We start from the raw sequence: 19,373 nt of genomic DNA on the forward strand, positions 1-19,373 counted from the left end.
ATACGTTACATTCGACAAAGGTATCTTAAAGAAGTATCTGACGATAATAGCCCGCTGGCGTGCTTAAAATTATTAAAGTTCGTGAGGTGTATTTTAAGAGTTGAATAAAGTAAGTAAAATCCCTTTGTATTTACAATTGATGGATAAGTTAATCATGAAAATTGATCAGCAGGACTACACAGAACATGAAAAATTACCATCTGAACGTGAGTTATGTGAGATTTATAGTATGAGTCGTATTACTGTTAGACAGGCGCTGCAAGAACTGGCACTTGAAGGCTATATTTATAAACTTCATGGAAAAGGAACTTTTGTAGCACCCCATACAATTAATCAGCATTTAGTGAAACTTTATAGCTTTACAGAAGAAATGAAGAAGCTGGGCAAGGTTCCTGCTACGCATGTACTTGGGTTTAATGAGATTGCAGCGGATGAACGTTTAGCAGCCAATATGAATTTGGATCCTTTTGATAGGGTGTTCCAAGTAATTCGGTTACGTTTTGCGAATGATGAACCTCTTATATTTGAAACATCCTACTTACCGAAGAAAATATTCCCGGAATTAACCAAAAAAGATTTTATGGAAAGACCCATGTATGATGTTTTTTATCAGGACTACCAAGTATCTGTTTCGAAAGCAGTGGAAAACTTTTCAGCCATTTCAGTTCGTGAGACAGAAGCAAAATTTTTAAAAATGTCCACACATCAGCCATGTATGTTGATTAAGCGTAACGCGTTTCATAAAAGGGAATTAATTGAATATACGATAAGTGTTGTTCGCGGGGATAAATTTGACTATACAGTGGAATTGAGCTGACATCGGAAATGAGTATAAATATAGTTTCTGCAATTCAGCTGGTTATGACAACATTACCAGATGTGATGAAATTTAAAAAATGGAGGCGTAAATTTGTTTAATCTAACTGAGGAAGAAATAAGGGCAACGAATTCAAATCATACGACAAGAGAAATACATCACCAACCAGCTGTGTGGAGGGAACTGGCAGAAGAATTCTTTAATCAGCAAGATAGTTATAAGGAGTTTTTGACTGCTATCCACAACAAGCATAAACATGTGCGTGTCATTTTAACTGGGGCGGGAACATCTGCTTTTGTAGGGGATACGCTAGTACCAGAGCTAGCTAAACATAATCAACGCAACATTCAGTTTGAATCAATTGCTACTACAGATATTGTTTCAAATCCAACTGCGTATCTATTTAGAGATATACCTACTATCTTAGTATCCTTTGCCCGCTCGGGTAATAGCCCTGAAAGTGTGGCAACGGTGACACTTGCACAAAAAATCATCAAGGATCTCTATCAAGTGGTCATTACATGCAATAAAGAGGGCCAGTTAGCTGAAAATATTAAAGGTGATGCGAATAGTATAACGTTGCTGATGCCTGAAAAAGCGAATGACCAGTCATTAGCTATGACAAGCAGTTTCACCAGTATGCTCACGGCGGCCTATGCATTATTTACAGAAAATATTTTCACAGAAGAAATTGCTGCGCAAGTAATTGCAAGTGCTGAGTTATTTGCAGAACAGCTCGGGGATTCAGTCGATGACGTCCTCGGATTTGATTTTGAACGAATTGTTTATTTAGGGTCTGGTACGCTTGCCCAGTTAGCACATGAAGCTGCACTGAAAATGCTGGAACTATCAGGCGGTCAAGTTGTCGCAATTCATGAATCTTCACTTGGATTCCGTCATGGTCCCAAATCAATTTTGAATGATAAATCAGTTGTCGCATTATTTATGTCTCAAGATCCTTATACAAGAAAGTACGACATGGATATTTTACGTGAGTTAGCAGCAGCAAAATCTGATATGAAAATCGTTGTATTAACTGAATCTTATGATGAAGAAGTCGAGCAATTAGCGGATTGGACAATACCTGTAAACCCAGGGTCAAAGCCACTTGCAGACGACTTTAGCCTTGCTGTTTTGTATGTCATGTTTGCACAGACATTAGCTTTAAAAAAATCAATTCAATTAGGTATTACTCCAGATAACCCGAGTCCGGATGGTGCGATTAGCCGCGTGGTTAAAGGAGTAACCATCTACGACTATTAAAAATACCATTTAATTGTGAAATTATCGGTACATCTGAATGAATCGTGGAAACTGCTAGCGTGAAAAAAGGAGGAAATGTGATGGGATACGTTCAAAATACGAAAGAAATGTTAATTAAAGCAAGACGGGAAGGATATGCCGTGCCTGCATTTAATATACACAATCTGGAAACAATCCAAGTAGTCGTAAAGGCTGCGGCCGATTTAAAATCACCAGTAATTCTAGCTGCAACTCCCGGTACGATGGTATATGGCGGGCGTGAATATATTCAAGCAATTGCAGAAATAGCTGCAAAGACAAGCGGTGTACCCGTTGCGTTACATCTGGATCATCATGAAACCATTGCTTCCATAGTGGAATCACTAGAGTTAGGTGTAAAGTCTGTTATGGTAGATGGATCTCATGAAACGTTTGAAAATAATATTGCTATTTGTAAAGAAGTGGTTGAACAAGCACATCGCTTCGGTGCAACTGTTGAGGCAGAACTTGGTAAGTTAGTAGGGCAAGAAGATGATTTGATAGTCGAAGCAGCAGATGCGGCTTATACAGATCCTGATACTGTACAAGAGTTTGTGGAGCGAACTGGAATTGACTCACTTGCAGTAGCGATTGGCACAGGTCATGGGGTATACGAAACTGAGCCTAACCTTGATTTTGACCGCCTTGAAAAAATAAAAGATTTAGTGGAGATTCCACTGGTATTACATGGTGCTTCGGGTATTTCTAAAGAAGATGTGCGGAAATGCATCGCTTTGGGATGTGCGAAGGTTAATATATCTACGGAACTTAAGATTCCATTTTCTGATGCGTTACGTAGTTTTCTAGTAGCCAATCCAAATGAGACAGATACTAGAAAGTATATGAGCCCTGCCAAAGCAGCAATGGAAGCAGTAGTTAAAGAAAAAATTATAATGTGTATGAGTGACGGCAGAGCATAATAAGACTGAATGGGGTGGGACAGTGTTCTCACTCCATTTAACTATCTTGTAAAGGCGGGCTATGCATGATTTTAACAATTACATTAAACCCAGCTGTAGATATAAGTTATAAACTTGATAAATTTTCATTAGATACAGTTAATCGAGTAGCAGATGTCACAAAAACGGCAGGTGGCAAAGGAATTAATGTTGCTCGGGTGTTGCGGCAGCTGAGTGAAGAAGTTGGTGCAACTGGATTTCTAGGTGGAAGTTTAGGTGATTTTATCCGGACAGAATTAAGGCGTCTTGGTATTGTTGATTCTTTTATCGAAATAGCTAGTGAAATACGTAACTGTATTGCGGTAATTCACCAAGGACAGCAAACTGAAATATTGGAAGCCGGACCAGCCGTTACAGGTGAGGAAGCAGCAGTTTTCTTAGAAAAGTTTGAAACGACTGTTCAACAGGTTCATATGGTAACGATTTCAGGAAGTATTCCAAAGGGGCTTCCAGCAGGGTATTATACAAAAATGATAGATATTGCGAACCGTTATAATGTGAAAGTATTAGTTGATACAAATGGAACCTTGTTGACTGACATTTTAATGAATGAAGAAAAACCTTACTTAATCAAACCAAATAAAGAAGAACTTAGTGAGTTACTTGGTCTGGAATTAACTGATGAGGCACAAATTATAGACGCCGTACAATCTTCGTTATTTACGGATATCCCTTGGGTTGTCGTAACACTTGGGGCAGATGGGGCACTCATTAAACAAGGTACCGATATTTATCGAGTATTTGCACCAAAAGTAAACGCCGTAAACCCAGTAGGCTCTGGTGATTCTGTAATAGCAGGTTTTGCTGCTGGTATTCTGCGTGAGCTCACGGACGGTGAATTAATGAAATTCAGCCTGGCAATGGGTGTATTAAATGCAATGGAAGAAAAAACAGCTGCAATTGATGTAAGTAAAAAGGAACAAATAATAGAACGAATGAAAGTTAAAAAGATCAAATAGGGGGATTTGAGTGTGAAAAACATATTCTTACTTAACGCTCCGATAGTATTAGAGGATTCCTTCCTGCAAAATGGTTACATACAAATTACAGGGGAAAAGATTGAAGCATTCGGTGATATGCTGCACACCCCACTTATTACAAAGAATGATCAAGTAATTGATTGCCGGAATTGCCAGTATGTTATACCTGGGATGATTGATATTCATGTTCATGGGGCGGCCGGGTTTGACTTCATGGATGGAAGTCCTGAAGCTTACGAAAAAATTGCTTATGCTTTGGCGAAAGAAGGAACAACCGCTTTCCTTGCTACTACAATTACAAATCCGATTAAGCATACAGAAGATACAATTAGTAAACTTGAAAAATATCATCAGTTGAAAAACAAACCAGGAACAGCTGAAATGTTAGGGATTCACTTGGAAGGCCCGTTTATTAATGCAATTCAAAAAGGGGCCCAGCCTGAAAACGCAATAATTGTTCCGAATGTCGCTACTTTTAAAGAGTGGCAGGAATTGTCAGGGAATATGATAAAAATTATTACATTTGCGCCAGAACTTGATGAAGATTATAAATTACTTAAGGAATTGAAAAATACGAATGTCATACCTTCTATGGGACATACAAATGCATCATATGATGAATCCTTATCCGCTATTAACGAAGGCGTTCAACATGCAACTCATTTATTTAACGGTATGAAAGGGATGCACCATCGGGATCCGGGAGTTGTGGGAGCTGTTTTATTAAAAGATGAAATACATGTTGAAATTATTCCTGATGGTATTCATTTTCATAAGGATTTATTGAAAATGATTGTGAGGATGAAAGGTATCGAGAATGTTCTTGTAATTACCGATGGGATGCGGGCAAAGGGAATGCCTGATGGTGAATATGATTTAGGCGGCCAACAAGTTACTGTACGTGATGGGAAATGTGTATTGTCAAACAGTGGATCATTGGCAGGCAGTATTGTAACGATGAACGAAGCGAGATTGAATCTTGAAAAATGGCTGCAATTAACGATTCATGAGCAAATTCAAATGACCTCGATTAACCAAGCGAAGCGTTTAAACCTCTATCATCGAAAGGGATCAATCCAGATTGGAAAAGATGCGGATCTTGTTGTCATTGGACGAGATGGAGAAGTGGAGTTTACAATTTGCAGAGGTATAGTTGCTTACAATCGAAATTATTAAAGTGTGTCAGAGGACAGCTGATTATTCGTTTCTAGAATAATTGGCTGTTTTTATTATTTTCTATTGAGTAAGTAGAATTTAAGTTGAAAAACTATTGAAATCAAATGTGAATATGATAAGGTTTAATTAAGTTAATTAACTAAGTGCCTATCCTTATTTTCAGAAAAATAAAATAGATCTTTGAGGAGATTTTTCAATGCGGCAAGGTACATTCCAGTGGATGAAATCAGTAAATAAATCAATTATATTAAACAAAATAAGGACAGACTCACCAATTTCGAGAGCCCAAATTGCTAAAGATACAAATTTAACACCTCCTACAGTAAGCAGTAATGTTAAAGAATTAATCGATCAAGGGATTGTAGTCGAAAGTAAGCTGGGGGAGTCGCAAGGCGGTCGAAAACCAACACTTTTAAAAATTAACAAACAAGCTTTTTACGTGATTGGCGTGGATTCTGGCCCAGAGAAAGTAGAGTGTATTCTCGTTGATTTATCCGGCACAGTCATACAACGCTTTTCCAATAGGCTAACAACACCAACAACAAATGAACAATTACTTGCGATCTTGAAAAATTCTATACAAGCATGTATGGATGCAGCACCAAAATTAACAGGAAATATAATCGGTATTGGTGTTGCGATGCATGGCGTGGTTCAAGTTGAAACCGGTACATCCTTATATGCTCCTATTTTAGGATTACTAAATATCCCCATTAAAAAAGAGCTAGAGAAAGAGTTCATGATCAATGTAAAAGTAGAGAATGATGCAAGGGCGATGGCAATGGGAGAATCTTGGTTTGGTGAATCGCATTTAGCAAGCAGTATGCTAGCTGTAAATATAGGCAGAGGTGTTGGTGCAGGACTTGTCATAGATGGAAAGCTATATCACGGAGCAAAAGATATTGCGGGAGAAGTAGGGCACATGACGATTGATTTGCATGGTGAAATATGCGAATGCGGAAATAGAGGTTGCCTGCAAACATTCATAACAGGCCCAGCGATCGTCAGACGCGGTGAAAACTTTAAAATTGGTGACAGTATAGCTGGAAAAGCTATTTCAGGGGAAGATATGTATCACTTGGCAATAGCCGGCCATGAAGGTTTTGAGAAGCTTTTCAAGGAAACCGGCGAAATTATAGGAATAGGTTTAACCAATTTGATTCATATTATAAATCCTGAAAAGATTGTATTGGGGGGCGGCGTTACAAAATCATCAGATTTACTATTGCCGGAAATCTTGAAGACGATTGAGAATCGGGCTTTAACTCCGCAAGCAAAGAAAACGGAAATTGTTATGAGTAAATTAGGTGATGACGCAACATTATTAGGAGCAGTATCCATAGTGCTCGTCGATTTTTTTGAACAGGTGTAGTAACCTGTATTATCCACATGATTAGCGGTGACTTTTCAGATGAATACAAGCAGCAGAAGATAAACGATCAAATGAAGAGAAGATGGAAAATACACTTAACCTGTAATTAATATTGGTGAAAACACCATAAGGAACGACTTCTTTGGTGTTTTTTCAAATAGTTATTATATCTATTTTGGAAAGAAAGTGGGAATAAAATGATTAATCAACTCCGTAAAATATATCCCTCAATAATTCGTTACGAAGAGAAGAACAATCATTTAGACCATTCATACAAGTGGTTCATCTCGCATGACGATGAAATTATTGGGATTCGCGAGGATGAGCTGACCGTGAAAGAACAAAGTGTGCTGACTGCGTTTATGGTACCTTACAACGTAAACTTTCCCATTCCAACAGTTGAAGAAAAAAAATGGAGTTCCATTATTCATTCACGGGATTTAGCGGCCAAATCTAATTTTAAAATCACAATACCCTTCCGATTTGTTTATTTTTCAATTAAGAAAAATGAAATCGATCCAGTTGTATTTAAAAGTGCGATTCAAGAACTTTTTTCTAGAAACGTCCCTGTTTTATGGGTAAATGGATATGAAGGCATCATTATTGAAGAACTTTCCGAATTTGAAGAAGGAACCTCGTATGAACAAATCATTGATATATTAATGAGTGATTTATATGTTAAGATTAAGTTCTTTGTAGGTCCATATCGAAAAAATGAAGAAAGAATTATGGATCATTATCATGCAGTATTGACAGCAGCAAGAGAAGTGTTTTTCAATACAAATAGAGTTGTGATTACCTACATGGATGCCATACCTTATTTGCTTGTTCATCAAACGGACGATGCTTTTTGTTCTGAGATGAGTGATACAGTTTTACAAGAATATAAAAATGATGAAGAGACACTTAAAATGATAGAGGTATTTTTGAAAAGTAATTTAAATCTATCAGAAACATCAAAAATACTTCATATGCACCGCAATAGCTTACAATATCGACTCGATCGCTTCTTTGAGAATACAGGTATTGACATTCGACAATTTCATCAAGCAATGACAGTCTACCTTGCGCTTTTAGCAAGAAAATAGAAATAAAATGAAGTTTAGTAAATTCACACGAGAAAGGTGTGGTGAACTTTGTGCATATTCACCATAGCTTAATTAACCTGAATATTGTATTCTGTGAATAAGAAATGAAAGCCCTTACATAATTGGAGTGAATATAATGGCGGATTTGGAATTGAAGAATATCAAAAAAATGTACAATAAAAATGATGTTACTGTAAAGGATTTCAGTTTGGAAATTAGGGATAAAGAATTTCTAGTATTAGTAGGCCCGTCTGGTTGCGGTAAATCCACGACCTTGCGAATGATTGCCGGTTTAGAAGAAATAACAAGTGGAGATCTTTTCATCGGCGGCAAAAAAGTAAATGATGTACCGCCAAAAGATCGTGATATTGCGATGGTTTTCCAAAACTATGCGCTGTATCCCCATATGAATGTCTACGATAATATGGCCTTTGGTCTGAAACTTCGTAAATTGAAGAAAGATGAGATAAAAAAACGTGTAGATAATGCAGCGAAGATTTTGGGGTTAGAAGATATGTTAACACGTAAACCGAAAGCATTATCAGGAGGTCAGCGTCAGCGTGTTGCTTTAGGCCGTGCGATTGTTCGTGATGCTGAAGTATTCTTAATGGATGAGCCGTTATCCAACCTTGATGCTAAACTGCGTGTTCAAATGCGGTCGGAAATTCAGAAGTTACATAAACGCTTACAAACTACGACGGTTTACGTTACACATGACCAAACGGAAGCGATGACAATGGCAACAAGACTTGTTGTTATGAAGGATGGTATTATTCAGCAAGTTGGGGCACCTAAAGAAGTGTACGATGAGCCAAATAACGTATTTGTAGGAGGGTTTATCGGTTCACCAGCTATGAACTTCTTTAACGGAAAACTTGATAACGAACATTTTGTTATGGGAGATGTAAGAGTTCATATTCCAGAAGGGAAATTGAAAGTACTTCGCGATCAAGGGTATGATGGAAAAGAACTTATACTTGGTGTTCGTCCAGAAGATATTCAGGATGAGCCAATATTCCTTGAGGCTTCTCCTGAAACGAAAATAACTGTAAGTATCGAAGTTGCTGAACTAATGGGGGCAGAAATCATGTTATATTCTAACGTGGATAATCAAGACTTTGTAGCGCGCGTGGATTCACGTTTCAATGTTCATGCTGGTGAAACTGTAGATTTAGCATTCAATTTAGCCAACGCCCATTTCTTCGATACCGTAACAGAGTTACGAATTAAATAAGCAAGTAAACAAAACCGTTAAAGGATATAGAACCCTTTAACGGTTTATTTGATTGTTGGACTTCAACTGGGATCAAATAATAAAAACATTCCCCTAAATATGATGCTCCTCTGATTTTTAAAAGGTACTAAGGTTATGTCACGTGAAATACTAATAAAAGCCCCATTAACAATCCAGCCCGTTCAGGAAGTTAGATTCCCACTCATAGTTTCGCCTGCCCCTGACCGGTCCAGAATGGAAATGGAATTAAAGGAGATTTACATTAAAACGTCCATCCTCTGCTGTATTGAGCAGGGGCCTCAATTTCTGTATGAAGGTCACGAGCGGCTCGATATGGCCAATACGCGTCTCGCAACAGTTCTCTGCCGATTAAAATGAGGTCAGCACGGTCATTCCTCAAGATTTCTTCAGCTTGAAGCCCTGAAGTGATTAATCCCACTGCGCCAGTTGCGATATCAGCACCTGTTCGGATGGTCTCGGAGTAGGGCACTTGGTAACCAGGAAATGGATCGATTTTTGCAGGGACAACGGCTCCAGAGCTCACGTCAATTAAGTCTACGCCTTGATCCTTCATCCACTTTGCCATTTCAATATAGTGTTCAGAAGTCATGCCGCCATCTGTGTAATCTTCTGCGGATATTCTAACAAATAATGGTCCTTCCCACGATGTTCTGACAGCATCAATGATTTCACGGAGGAAACGATAGCGATTTTCCGCGCTTCCACCATATTCATCAGTCCGATGATTGGATAGAGGGGAAAGGAATTCATTAATAAGATAGCCATGTGCTCCGTGAAGCTCCAGTAAGTCGAATCCAGCATCTGCAGCACGTTTTGCAGCAAGTGCAAATGACTGAACTGTTTCTGTAATAGCTTCTTTAGTCATTTCAACAGGTGTTTTGTAGTCATCACTAAACGCAATGGCACTCGGTGCTTGGATATCGCCGTCTACAGTTGCTTTTCTACCAGCGTGTGCAAGCTGGATTCCTGCAACTGTTCCGTGTTGTTTAATAAGGCGTGTCAGTTCGGCCAAGCCTTCAATATGGGCGTCATCCCAAATTCCGAGATCTTGTGCGCTGATTCGTCCTTGAGGCTGAACAGCTGTCGCTTCCAGGATGATTAGTCCTAATTGACCGACCGCTCTTGAGCCATAATGGACACGATGCCAATCTTCGACTTTACCATCTTCGTTGTGAGAAGAATACATGCACATCGGCGCCATAGCAATTCTATTTTTTAATGTGAGATTTCGAATCGTGTACGGTTCAAATAATTTAGCCATTCCGGAGTCACTCCTTTTCTGAATGCCTCTACTATAGCAAAAAAGCCAAGGAAATCCTTTATGAAGAACTCGTACTCTTTTTAACTGTGTTGGAACCGAGTTCTCGCGAGCGTTTTTCTGCCTGGTCGATGCAACTAAAAACCGCTTCGTGGAATCCTCCTGAAGTGAGTGCTCGAAGTCCTGCTTCCGTCGTTCCACCCGGACTAGTCACATTCTTTCGAAGAAGCGATGGCTCCTCTTGAGTTTGTCGTAACATGCATGCAGCACCCTCAATCGTTTGAATAATGAGGTCACGCGCGATTGATTGTTCAATTCCAGCTCGTATCGCAGCAGTCTCTAAGGCTTCGGCTAAATAGTAGATATAGGCTGGACCACTACCGGAAAGAGCAGTAACTGCATGCAAATCATCCTCTTCAACCTCCGCTACAATTCCAATCGAGCTCAATAATTCAAGAATTTCTTGTTTTTCGTTAGGACTTGTCGAACAATTGAATGCGACACCTGTTGCAGACTTACCAATTGCTGCAGATGTATTCGGCATGGAGCGAGCGATAGCGTGTTTGCCAAGGCCCGATTCAATGGTATCAATTGAAACGCCGGCGAGTACTGAAAGGATAACCGCTTGCTTGTTAAGTAAAGGGGAAATCTGTTCCATAACGGTATAAATATCTTTTGGTTTAGTGGCCAATACTACTAAATCTGCGGTGCGGAGTTCGGTTTTGTCTGTACTGACTAAAGAAATGCCGTATGTACTTTTTAACAGTTGAAGACGCTCTTCATCTGCACGATTCGTGACGAAAATATTAGAAGGTCTAACCGTCCCTTGCTTACAAATTCCAGCAATCACTGCTTCAGCCATTGAACCAGCACCGACAAATACGACTTTTTCCATAGAACTCCCTCATTTCCTAAATACGTGTATTCAATTAGTGTATGTGATTATTGAAATAAGTCAACTGACGATTCAGTCATTGATACATGACGAACGTACAAAAAGCATGTACAATGGACTGAATAGCGATTCAATAATGGAGGCAAAACGATGATTCAACAACTTACAATTCCAACTCCTTATGCTGTAGGAGATGTGAATGCATTTTTAGTGAAAAGCGATACACTGAGTCTATTCGATGCGGGTCCTAGGACGCCTGAAGCTCTTGAAGCGATCCAAGCGGGACTTAAAGAATCCGGATATACATTGGAGGATATTGAGCAAGTCATTCTTACTCATCATCATCCAGATCATTCAGGTTGGGCGGATGGGTTCCCGAATGCCAAAATTTACGGCCATGAGTACAATAATCTTTGGTTAACGAGAGATCCAGATTTCATCAAATTTCATGATCAATTTTATATGGAAAGATTTATAGAACAAGGTGTTCCTGAAAAAGCGCTAGGAATTGTAGGGAAGATGAAGCGTGCCGCTGATTTGATGGCACACCGTCCACTTGATCATATTTTAAGTGAAGGGGACGAAATCCCGGGACTTCCAGGTTGGACTGCTCTTGAAACGTTAGGCCATGCTCAAAGTCATTTATCATTTTGGAATCCCGAACGTAAGGAACTTATTGGCGGAGACTTATTACTAGAAAAGGTTTCTTCCAATCCGCTTGTAGAACCGCCTAAAGGTCCCGGTTATCCACGACCTAAAACAATGTTACAATATAATGCTTCATTAAAAAGATTGTTGGATCTTCCTATTGAGAAGGTTTACAGTGGACATGGAATGCCTGTAACTGGCGTTCATGAGCTCGTTGAGAAGCGGTTGCAGAAACAGCACGAGCGGGCAATGAAGGTATACGCTATGCTGACAGCTGGGCCGCAGTCTGTCTTTGAATTGACTGTGCAACTATTTCCAGCTGCCTATAAAAGAGAGTTGGGCCTGACTCTCTCAGAGACACTTGGTCAAATGGACTACTTATTAGAGCTTGGCAAGGTTGTAAGAAAAACAGACGAGCAGGGAATTCATCGGTATGAGCACTCTTAAAACGATTTTAATAACAGGAGCCACTAGTGGAGTAGGGTATGAAACTGCTGTCAGACTTCTTTCTGAAGGGCATCGTGTCCAAGTGACGGGACGTTCAGTAGAGGTTCTAGCTGAGCTGGAAGCCCGTGGAGCAGAAGCAATTCCACTAGATCTAACTAGCGATGATGCGGCGGATCACCTGTTACATAAGATGATAATGCCAGACGTCATAATTTTTTCAGCAGGAATTGCAAAGTTTGCGCTCGCCCATGAAACTGAAGATCGGCAGGTTGAGCAAATGTTTTCGGTGAACGTGATGGCGCCGATACAATTCACACAAAGAATACTACCCTCATGGATGAAACGTAGAACTGGACATCTTATTTATATAGGATCACAGGCAGGAAAAGTCGCAACTCCAAAAGCCGCAGTCTATGCAGCGACGAAACATGCATTGATTGGATACACGGATGCCTTGCGTATGGAAGTTTCACAATACGGAATCGACGTATCTGTAATTCATCCAGGGCCAATCGACACTGCCTTTTTAGACAAAGCGGACGATAGTGGTACCTACAGAGGAGCTGTCGGTAAGCACTTGCTTTCTGTGAATGAAGTAGCAGAGGTTGTTGTTAAGACGGTCCGGCAACCTAGGAGACAACTAGATATTCCACGAGTTATGGGTGTTACAAGTAAACTCCATGCACTAGCGCCAAGCTTAGTGGAACGAATCGGGAGAAAGTTCTTCATGAAGAAGATGCAGTAAACCCCGAAATTTAACCGTTTTTGTACAATGAAGAAGAGGCGTCCATATCGGACGCCTCTTCTTTCGCGGAAAGTTGATTTAACTAGTTGCGTGTAGCTGACGGGTAAATTGAAAGCATACTGCACACTCTTCTTGCACGCATTTCCCTTCATCGTTCATTAATTCGAAGAGAAACGGTTGTTTAGATTGCACTTGCACAAAAAACGTACTTCTTACTGGTCTTACAAACACACGTAAATCTCGTTACGGTGATGCTTCGTCAGTACAGCAAATTTTCCGCCAAGGCTGTGCATTTCTCCAAGTCAGCGATGTGCGCCTTTCTGGATTTCGCCTTGTAGTAATCTATACCCGGAAAAACAGACTATAAACCTAGTTTTAAAAACTTTTTTGTTTTTTGTATTTAAAAAGTTTCTATATGCTTAAACTGTTAGTGAATATGAACTTCGAAACCTCTAATAGGCAACTGCATTTAAAAAGTGTTTATGCTAAACTAAGACTAAAGAAACGGTTCAGGAAAGGTGCAAAACCATGAAACAGCTAACTGTACAAAACATTGTACACCAATTTTCATTTGAAATTTTATCCGGAAGCGATCACTTGGATAGACTGCTAAAAAGAACAAAAGTTCGTCGTCCAGGGTTAGAATTCATGGATACGTTTGACTTCATAGCAAGAGGACATATTCAAATACTTGGAAAAAATGAGGTCAACTATTTACATACGCTAACCGATGATGAATGCAAATGTCGAATTTCTAATCTGGTCGAATATGATCCACCTTGTATTCTAATCACTTCCAATCAGGAACAACCCTATGGATTGCATACTTATTGTATGGAAAACGGAATTCCTGTTTTAAGAACTCCAGACTCGATGAGTGTTGCCAGTGCAAAACTGGATGCGTTCGTTATTAGCTCGATGGCGGAGGAAATCGCAATTCACGGGGTTATTGTCAATGTTGCAGGAATTGGGATTTTACTGCGAGGTAAATCCGGTGTTGGAAAAAGTGAGACCGCACATACATTGATTGGTAGAGGACATCGGCTCGTCGCGGATGATATCGTCGTGCTTAGAAAACTTAGTCCGCAAACATTGCTCGGTACTCATAACCAAACGAACCGGGAGTTTTTGGCACTTAGGAGTATCGGTTTAATGAACGTTGTCCGATTATATGGACGCGCCGCGTTTCAAGAAGAGACGAGAATCGCTTTGGATATCGAATTGACGGAGTGGAAGGACAACTCACTGAATAATGAGTTGGAATTGGATGAAAAATTTACAGAATACATGGGCGTTCCTATCCCATATATTCAAATTCAGTTACAGCCTGGCCGTGATGTAGCAGGGCTTATCGAGGCAGCAGCAAATAACTGGTATTTGAAACAGCAAGGCTACAGTGCTCTTGAGGAATTCATGGAACGCTTAGAACCGGAATTTACACAAGAGTGATCCGTCATGAATAGATCCTCGGTTCCAGGGAAAACTAGGTGTACACTAGTTTTCAAAGGAGGAATATACATGACAGAAAAGAAAGAGCCGCATGAAATGTTGACTGAGAAAAACAACGGTCTTTCCTCAGCTCAAGAAGTCGAGTATGCAAATGACTTCAAGAAAGCGGACAATTCAACAAAAAATAAAAATAAGCGTAAAAAAGAATACTAACAGAATGTCTGGAGACCATTATGGTTTCCAGACATTTTCTATTCGACCTCTTTTAATAGTTCCAACACTTCGTTCGATCGTATGAACATCCCGACTTTTCCGTAGGAGTCAAGCTCCGTTATCGCAAAGACAACGCCAATGACTTCGTTATTCTGGAAAACGGGACTTCCACTGTTTCCTCTGTATACAGGAGCATTCAAAAGTATAATGGGCACATCACGTCCTGCCCAATTACTTTCTCCAATTAGTGTACCCTCATTTGCAATTCCAAAGAAGTTCAATGGATTTCCGATAAAACGGACTTTAGTGTCCGGAACGTAAATAGGAGATTCAGCAAGTTTTAGAGTAGGAACATCTGGTGGATCTTTTATTTGCAGAATAGCTAAATCATTCACAGAGTCTTGCGCAACAAGTGATGCTGCAAAGCGACCCTGTTCTTCGAAGGATACCGTAATTTGCTTTGTATTTTCAACTACATGATTATTCGTAACGATTAACCCATCCGAGGATACTGAAAACCCCGTACCTTTCCCGTCTTCGGTCAATACAACAGCAACGGATTGTTTCCACTTTGCAATGTCATCACGTTTTGATAGCTTTGCGGAAGTTTTTAAGAAGTCGATTGCTGGTAATGAATAAATATCGAAAATGAATGCAACAGGTTGAAATAGAAGAACCAATGCCATAAGCCATACAATCCACCTAGGCACTCTGCGTTTTCTAGCCTTCGGATTGTTACGAAGGAAAGCTTCTTTTGCAAGTGCCTCCTGTTGCGCTTCCAATACAAGCTGACGAAACTCCTCTTGTTCTATTTCTTCTTGGGTAAGTTCATGCTCTTCTAATGCATCGTTACTGGCGAATTCTTCAGCTTCAATGTCGTTTTCTGCTGTTGGAAAATGTTTTTTGGGGTTGATTTTATCTTCATCCTTATGTTCATCATGGTTCATATGTACACACCTTTCGTAGATGTTCATTAATTTGCAGTAAAAGTGGCTAATCAAAAGTGTATCATAGATTGTAATGTATAAAATGGAAAGGTATTGTCGAAACACTCTATCTACTCATCCGTATACTTGATATACTTTTAATAAGTGTATGAATGTCTATCTGAGGGGAGATGTGTTACGGTGGAAGAAAGTTCATTACAGAAGATGGAATCAGAACGTTATCCGAGTGCTGTATCAGAAGAAGTGCGTACTCTTACAACTAAAGTGAGAGCGCTTGAAGATGAAATTAGTGAACTGAAAAAGGACATACACGCAATTGATTTCTTACAAAAGAAGCCGGTGATTTCAGGCGACACGATTGCCGTCGGAGGCTTCTGGATTGTAGCAGCACTCGCAGTAATCGGGATATTTTTCTAATGAAAGGGGAACTGCAGTATGATGAAAAGCCCAGGACTTGCAGCTGTACTCAGCTTTTTTTGGACCGGTGTTGGACAAATCTATAATGGTCAGATTCTAAAAGGTCTTATTCTGATAGTAGTCCAAGTTATAAACTCGCTTCTAATGCTTGTGTTAATCGGGTTTATTACGTACCCAATAGTTTGGATATGGGGAATGTACGACGCGTACAAAACCGCAGAAAGACATAACATCCGTCAAGCCTATTAATCGTATGTAAAAATATGATGGTATGTAAAAGGACGTCCACTCCAACGTGAGGGACGTCCTTTTTCTTATTTCCGCTTCGCTTTTATCAATCCTAACTCCGTATTTAACGCTTTCAACAGAGAGAAGATCATTAACAAGATGACAAACGAGAACGGGAGTGCGGCAATAATTATGGTATTTTGCAAGGCTTCTAATCCATTGACCGATAGTAGAATTAACGCTATGGCTGACTGAAGTACACCCCAAATGAGCTTAATACTATTAGGGGGTGTCAATGATCCATAACTGGATTGCATCCCTAACACAAAGGTCGCTGAATCCGCAGATGTGATAAAGAATGATGCGATTAGGATAATTGCAACAATTGAAATGAATACACCCCAAGGCATCGTATTAAACAACTCAAACACTACAAGTTCAGTAGCTTTATCCGCAAGTTTAACACCGACTTTCTGTGCTTCAATCGCAGTCGTTCCAAACGCTGTGAACCAGAATGTACAAAGAATTGTCGGAGCAATCATGACACCAATCAAGAATTCACGAATCGTACGGCCTTTTGAAACACGAGCGATGAACATACTAACGAATGGAGCCCAAGAAATCCACCAAGCCCAATAGAAAATGGTCCAAGCATCGAGCCATTGACGGTTATCAGAGTTTAATGGGGAAGTGGAGAAACTCATTTTTACAAAGTTGGCTATATAGCCACCTAGTGAGTCTGTGTACATATTAAAGATTAGTAAAGTTGGTCCGAGAATCACAACAAGAATTAGTAAAGCTACGGCAAGGACAAGATTCAAGTTGGATAAGTATTGAATTCCTTTACTGAGACCGCTCCAAGCTGAAATGATAAACAGGACAGTCACTATGAAAATAATAATGAATTGTGATTGAGTCCCTATTGAAACCCCAAACAAATAATTCAATCCTGCATTAATTTGAACAGCGCCAAAGCCGAGAGTCGTTGCAACACCGAAAGCGGTTGCAAAGACAGCGAGAACATCGACAAGAACACCCCAAGGACCGTTCATTTTATCCCCAAAGATCGGCTTCAGTGTTGAAGAAATTAAACCAGGTTCTCCCTTTCGGAATTGGAAGAATGCTAGGGAGAGGGCGACAAAACCGTACATTGCCCATACGTGGATACCCCAGTGGAAAAAGGATTGACGCAAGCCTTCTTTAAAGGCAGCGGGAGTATTGAGTTCACCGTTCGAAGACATGACGGCATAATGTGAAAGCGGCTCAGCTGCGCCATAAAAAACGAGTCCGATTCCCATTCCAGCTGAGAACAGCATGGCAATCCAGGATACCGTCGAAAACTCAGGTTTATCTGTATCTTTACCAAGTCGGATTTTTCCGAATGGACTAAAGATCAGGAACAGACAAATGATAACGAGTACAGATAATAACATAAGGTAATACCAACCAAAGGCAGATGCGACGAAGTTTTGAATCTTTCCTGTTTGTTCGGCAAAGCTTTGCGGCGCGAGCACACCGTAGCCAACTGCCAAGACGATCAGTCCGATCGTAATGTAAAAAACATTTGAAATTTTTCTCATGATTCCCCCTAAGGTATTTGTAGTGTTTTAACGGTTATTAACTATATCAATAAAGAATTGAAAATGCAAAAGAACATAAGAAAAGGAGAATGTCACAACATTCTCCTTCTCGTAAATGCGAAAAAATACTGTCCTCACAGGTTTTTATTAGTAATCATTTTAAGATAAGCGATCTTCTTCATTAATATTTTCAGGTTCTCGTTTTAGATAGTACTTTCCATTCGTGGCTTTTGCTAAAATAATCGTAAGTATGGCTGCTAAAACTGCAGCAAAGAAGGCAGCTGTAGATTCGAGGAAAACCCCCATATAGCCCATTGCCGCAAGCGTTCCGATAAGGCTTGAAATGAGGAGTGATGCAACCCCAACTGGATTCCAACGATACAAGAATTCTTGACGGGCAACATAATAGTTAGGACCAATCTTCATAAGTTTTTTGACGACAAGGGCATCCGTGACTAATATTGCAGCCCAGGAAAGTAAAAATACACCCTGGAACGTCATCATCGTGCTTAAGTGATCGACGATATTTCCAAGCATGAGCAATATTGCACTAATTCCAGAAACAACTACCCAAAAACGACGGCCAGGTGTGAACCGGAACATATTTTCAAAGAAGTTGGATAGCGACAAAGAACTGCTATATATATTTGTTACGTTAATACGTATTTGAGTAAGCATTGTAAATAATGCTCCGCCAATTCCGAGTAACAGGACAATATATACGCCAGGATCTGGTTCCATAAAACGGACACCAAACCATATACCGAGTCCACCCATGACACCAAAACAAAAGATTTGGGGTATAAAACCAATCATTATGGATCCGAGTTTAATATCTTTCGGCTTTAAGAACCGTGCATAATCGGAAGCGAGAAGGGCTGTTAGTCCCATAATTCCATTGTGCATACCAATGCACATAAGTAATGCGGTACCACCAAGTGTCACACCTTCGGGCATGTATGAAAATACAGCTCCTGTATAAACAGCGGGTTTATAAAATGAGATAACAATTGCAGTGATTAAAAACACAACAAATACTGGCATTGACCACTTTTGCAATTTATCAAGTTGTTCAATTCCGAACCAATTCAAGGGGATGACGATTGATCCGAATGCGATGATGAGAATCCACTTTGGGAGGGTAGGGAAAAAGTGGTGAACTGCAGATACTAAAATTAAGCCTTCAAATGCACAATACATAATAAAATTAGAGGCATAAATCAAAGACGTAAGGGAGGATCCTACATATCCAAAGCCTCCACCTCGTGACAAAAGATTTACATTCATCCCAGATTTCGCAGATAAATAGGCGATAACTGTTCCTAAAATGCCTGCAACGATGATTGCGTAAGCCGAGGAAATCATAGCATTTGCCGCCCCATAAGAGAGAGCCATGACACTTCCCATCTGGAAGTAAAAAATGGCAGTTGCGATTCCGAATGTTATGTTGGTTATGCTTAACCAGCTTTTTGTACGTTCTTCTCGAGGAACTCGATCAAGAGAATAGTCACTTTCCAGTTCTTCTATTTCTTCATTATATTCATTAGTAGTTTCAGTTACTGATTTCATTCAATTCCTCCTAATCGATACATGCATCTCCTTCCTGTTAAGTCCATTA

General features: G+C 39.9%; 19 protein-coding genes. 14 read left to right on the forward strand and 5 right to left on the reverse strand.

From position 1 onward, the window contains the following. The first annotated feature begins 100 nt into the window (after window positions 1–100). The 8 genes from DVB69_RS04690 to DVB69_RS04725 all read left to right on the forward strand — a co-directional run bounded on the left by DVB69_RS04690 (window position 101) and on the right by DVB69_RS04725 (window position 8,907). Complete coding sequence (locus DVB69_RS04690; RefSeq protein ID WP_233505316.1) at window positions 101–817, forward strand: GntR family transcriptional regulator; 717 nt, start codon at window positions 101–103, stop codon at window positions 815–817. 93 nt (window positions 818–910) lie between these two features. After that, complete coding sequence (locus DVB69_RS04695; protein ID WP_116017031.1) at window positions 911–2,080, forward strand: SIS domain-containing protein; 1,170 nt, start codon at window positions 911–913, stop codon at window positions 2,078–2,080. Window positions 2,081–2,160: 80 nt separating this feature from the next. After that, complete coding sequence (gene gatY / locus DVB69_RS04700; protein WP_116017033.1) at window positions 2,161–3,018, forward strand: tagatose-bisphosphate aldolase subunit GatY; 858 nt, start codon at window positions 2,161–2,163, stop codon at window positions 3,016–3,018. 65 nt (window positions 3,019–3,083) lie between these two features. Continuing rightward, window positions 3,084–4,016 (forward strand): hexose kinase, encoded by a 933-nt coding sequence (locus DVB69_RS04705; RefSeq protein ID WP_116017035.1) that lies wholly within the window; start codon window positions 3,084–3,086, stop codon window positions 4,014–4,016. Between the two features lie 12 nt (window positions 4,017–4,028). Further along, on the forward strand, window positions 4,029–5,213 hold the full coding sequence (nagA, locus tag DVB69_RS04710) for an N-acetylglucosamine-6-phosphate deacetylase (protein WP_116017037.1): 1,185 nt from the start codon (window positions 4,029–4,031) through the stop codon (window positions 5,211–5,213). A 196-nt stretch (window positions 5,214–5,409) separates the two neighbouring features. Then, on the forward strand, window positions 5,410–6,585 hold the full coding sequence (locus DVB69_RS04715; RefSeq protein WP_116017039.1) for an ROK family transcriptional regulator: 1,176 nt from the start codon (window positions 5,410–5,412) through the stop codon (window positions 6,583–6,585). 197 nt (window positions 6,586–6,782) lie between these two features. Then, complete coding sequence (locus DVB69_RS04720) at window positions 6,783–7,673, forward strand: PucR family transcriptional regulator (RefSeq protein ID WP_116017041.1); 891 nt, start codon at window positions 6,783–6,785, stop codon at window positions 7,671–7,673. Window positions 7,674–7,809: 136 nt separating this feature from the next. Further along, on the forward strand, window positions 7,810–8,907 hold the full coding sequence (locus DVB69_RS04725) for an ABC transporter ATP-binding protein (RefSeq protein WP_116017043.1): 1,098 nt from the start codon (window positions 7,810–7,812) through the stop codon (window positions 8,905–8,907). 262 nt (window positions 8,908–9,169) lie between these two features. Here the strand turns inward: DVB69_RS04725 and namA are convergent, their stop codons facing one another. Continuing rightward, a complete protein-coding gene (gene namA, locus DVB69_RS04730) occupies window positions 9,170–10,189 on the reverse strand; it encodes an NADPH dehydrogenase NamA (protein WP_116017045.1) in 1,020 nt (339 codons plus the stop codon). A 58-nt stretch (window positions 10,190–10,247) separates the two neighbouring features. After that, window positions 10,248–11,081, reverse strand: coding sequence for a pyrroline-5-carboxylate reductase (gene proC, locus DVB69_RS04735; RefSeq protein WP_116017047.1), 834 nt, complete (start codon window positions 11,079–11,081; stop codon window positions 10,248–10,250). Window positions 11,082–11,231: 150 nt separating this feature from the next. On the opposite strand from proC, the gene DVB69_RS04740 reads away from it, so the two are divergent. The 4 genes from DVB69_RS04740 to DVB69_RS04755 all read left to right on the forward strand — a co-directional run bounded on the left by DVB69_RS04740 (window position 11,232) and on the right by DVB69_RS04755 (window position 14,583). Next, a complete protein-coding gene (locus DVB69_RS04740; RefSeq protein ID WP_116017049.1) occupies window positions 11,232–12,176 on the forward strand; it encodes an MBL fold metallo-hydrolase in 945 nt (314 codons plus the stop codon). After that, window positions 12,163–12,921 (forward strand): SDR family NAD(P)-dependent oxidoreductase, encoded by a 759-nt coding sequence (locus DVB69_RS04745; RefSeq protein ID WP_116017051.1) that lies wholly within the window; start codon window positions 12,163–12,165, stop codon window positions 12,919–12,921. The genes DVB69_RS04740 and DVB69_RS04745 overlap by 14 nt, the downstream gene beginning before the upstream one ends. Window positions 12,922–13,449: 528 nt before the next feature. Next, window positions 13,450–14,370, forward strand: coding sequence for an HPr(Ser) kinase/phosphatase (gene hprK, locus DVB69_RS04750; protein ID WP_116017053.1), 921 nt, complete (start codon window positions 13,450–13,452; stop codon window positions 14,368–14,370). 69 nt (window positions 14,371–14,439) lie between these two features. After that, window positions 14,440–14,583: a YfhE family protein gene (locus DVB69_RS04755; protein WP_116017055.1), complete on the forward strand. Its 144-nt coding sequence runs from the start codon at window positions 14,440–14,442 to the stop codon at window positions 14,581–14,583. A gap of 38 nt (window positions 14,584–14,621) precedes the next feature. Here the strand turns inward: DVB69_RS04755 and DVB69_RS04760 are convergent, their stop codons facing one another. Then, window positions 14,622–15,530: a S1C family serine protease gene (locus DVB69_RS04760; RefSeq protein ID WP_158541023.1), complete on the reverse strand. Its 909-nt coding sequence runs from the start codon at window positions 15,528–15,530 to the stop codon at window positions 14,622–14,624. Between the two features lie 180 nt (window positions 15,531–15,710). Between DVB69_RS04760 and DVB69_RS04765 the strand changes: the two genes are divergently transcribed. Both DVB69_RS04765 and DVB69_RS04770 read left to right on the forward strand, forming a co-directional pair. Continuing rightward, window positions 15,711–15,947 carry a hypothetical protein gene (locus tag DVB69_RS04765; RefSeq protein WP_116017059.1) on the forward strand — a complete coding sequence of 79 codons (237 nt, stop codon included), beginning with the start codon at window positions 15,711–15,713 and terminating at the stop codon, window positions 15,945–15,947. An 18-nt stretch (window positions 15,948–15,965) separates the two neighbouring features. Next, window positions 15,966–16,196, forward strand: a complete 231-nt coding sequence (locus DVB69_RS04770) for a hypothetical protein (protein ID WP_116017061.1) — start codon at window positions 15,966–15,968, stop codon at window positions 16,194–16,196. Window positions 16,197–16,261: 65 nt separating this feature from the next. Here DVB69_RS04770 and DVB69_RS04775 read toward each other — a convergent pair whose 3' ends face one another. Next, on the reverse strand, window positions 16,262–17,755 hold the full coding sequence (locus DVB69_RS04775) for a glycine betaine uptake BCCT transporter (protein ID WP_116017063.1): 1,494 nt from the start codon (window positions 17,753–17,755) through the stop codon (window positions 16,262–16,264). A 159-nt stretch (window positions 17,756–17,914) separates the two neighbouring features. Then, entirely contained in the window at window positions 17,915–19,324 is a 1,410-nt protein-coding gene (locus DVB69_RS04780) for a purine-cytosine permease family protein (protein ID WP_116017065.1), read from the reverse strand. Between the last annotated feature and the right edge of the window lie 49 nt (window positions 19,325–19,373).

The organism is Sporosarcina sp. BI001-red (genome assembly GCF_003384035.1).
Lineage (GTDB): Bacteria > Bacillota > Bacilli > Bacillales_A > Planococcaceae > Sporosarcina.

Bases quoted from the DNA above. Each gene is read 5' to 3' on its own strand.
- gatY (WP_116017033.1), top strand. From the start codon at position 2,161: ATGGGATACGTTCAAAATACGAAAGAAATGTTAATTAAAGCAAGACGG.
- DVB69_RS04705 (WP_116017035.1), top strand. From the start codon at position 3,084: ATGATTTTAACAATTACATTAAACCCAGCTGTAGATATAAGTTATAAA.
- DVB69_RS04715 (WP_116017039.1), top strand. From the start codon at position 5,410: ATGCGGCAAGGTACATTCCAGTGGATGAAATCAGTAAATAAATCAATT.
- DVB69_RS04720 (WP_116017041.1), top strand. From the start codon at position 6,783: ATGATTAATCAACTCCGTAAAATATATCCCTCAATAATTCGTTACGAA.
- DVB69_RS04725 (WP_116017043.1), top strand. From the start codon at position 7,810: ATGGCGGATTTGGAATTGAAGAATATCAAAAAAATGTACAATAAAAAT.
- namA (WP_116017045.1), bottom strand. From the start codon at position 10,189: ATGGCTAAATTATTTGAACCGTACACGATTCGAAATCTCACATTAAAA.
- proC (WP_116017047.1), bottom strand. From the start codon at position 11,081: ATGGAAAAAGTCGTATTTGTCGGTGCTGGTTCAATGGCTGAAGCAGTG.
- DVB69_RS04740 (WP_116017049.1), top strand. From the start codon at position 11,232: ATGATTCAACAACTTACAATTCCAACTCCTTATGCTGTAGGAGATGTG.
- DVB69_RS04745 (WP_116017051.1), top strand. From the start codon at position 12,163: ATGAGCACTCTTAAAACGATTTTAATAACAGGAGCCACTAGTGGAGTA.
- hprK (WP_116017053.1), top strand. From the start codon at position 13,450: ATGAAACAGCTAACTGTACAAAACATTGTACACCAATTTTCATTTGAA.
- DVB69_RS04755 (WP_116017055.1), top strand. From the start codon at position 14,440: ATGACAGAAAAGAAAGAGCCGCATGAAATGTTGACTGAGAAAAACAAC.
- DVB69_RS04760 (WP_158541023.1), bottom strand. From the start codon at position 15,530: ATGAACCATGATGAACATAAGGATGAAGATAAAATCAACCCCAAAAAA.
- DVB69_RS04770 (WP_116017061.1), top strand. From the start codon at position 15,966: ATGATGAAAAGCCCAGGACTTGCAGCTGTACTCAGCTTTTTTTGGACC.
- DVB69_RS04775 (WP_116017063.1), bottom strand. From the start codon at position 17,755: ATGAGAAAAATTTCAAATGTTTTTTACATTACGATCGGACTGATCGTC.
- DVB69_RS04780 (WP_116017065.1), bottom strand. From the start codon at position 19,324: ATGAAATCAGTAACTGAAACTACTAATGAATATAATGAAGAAATAGAA.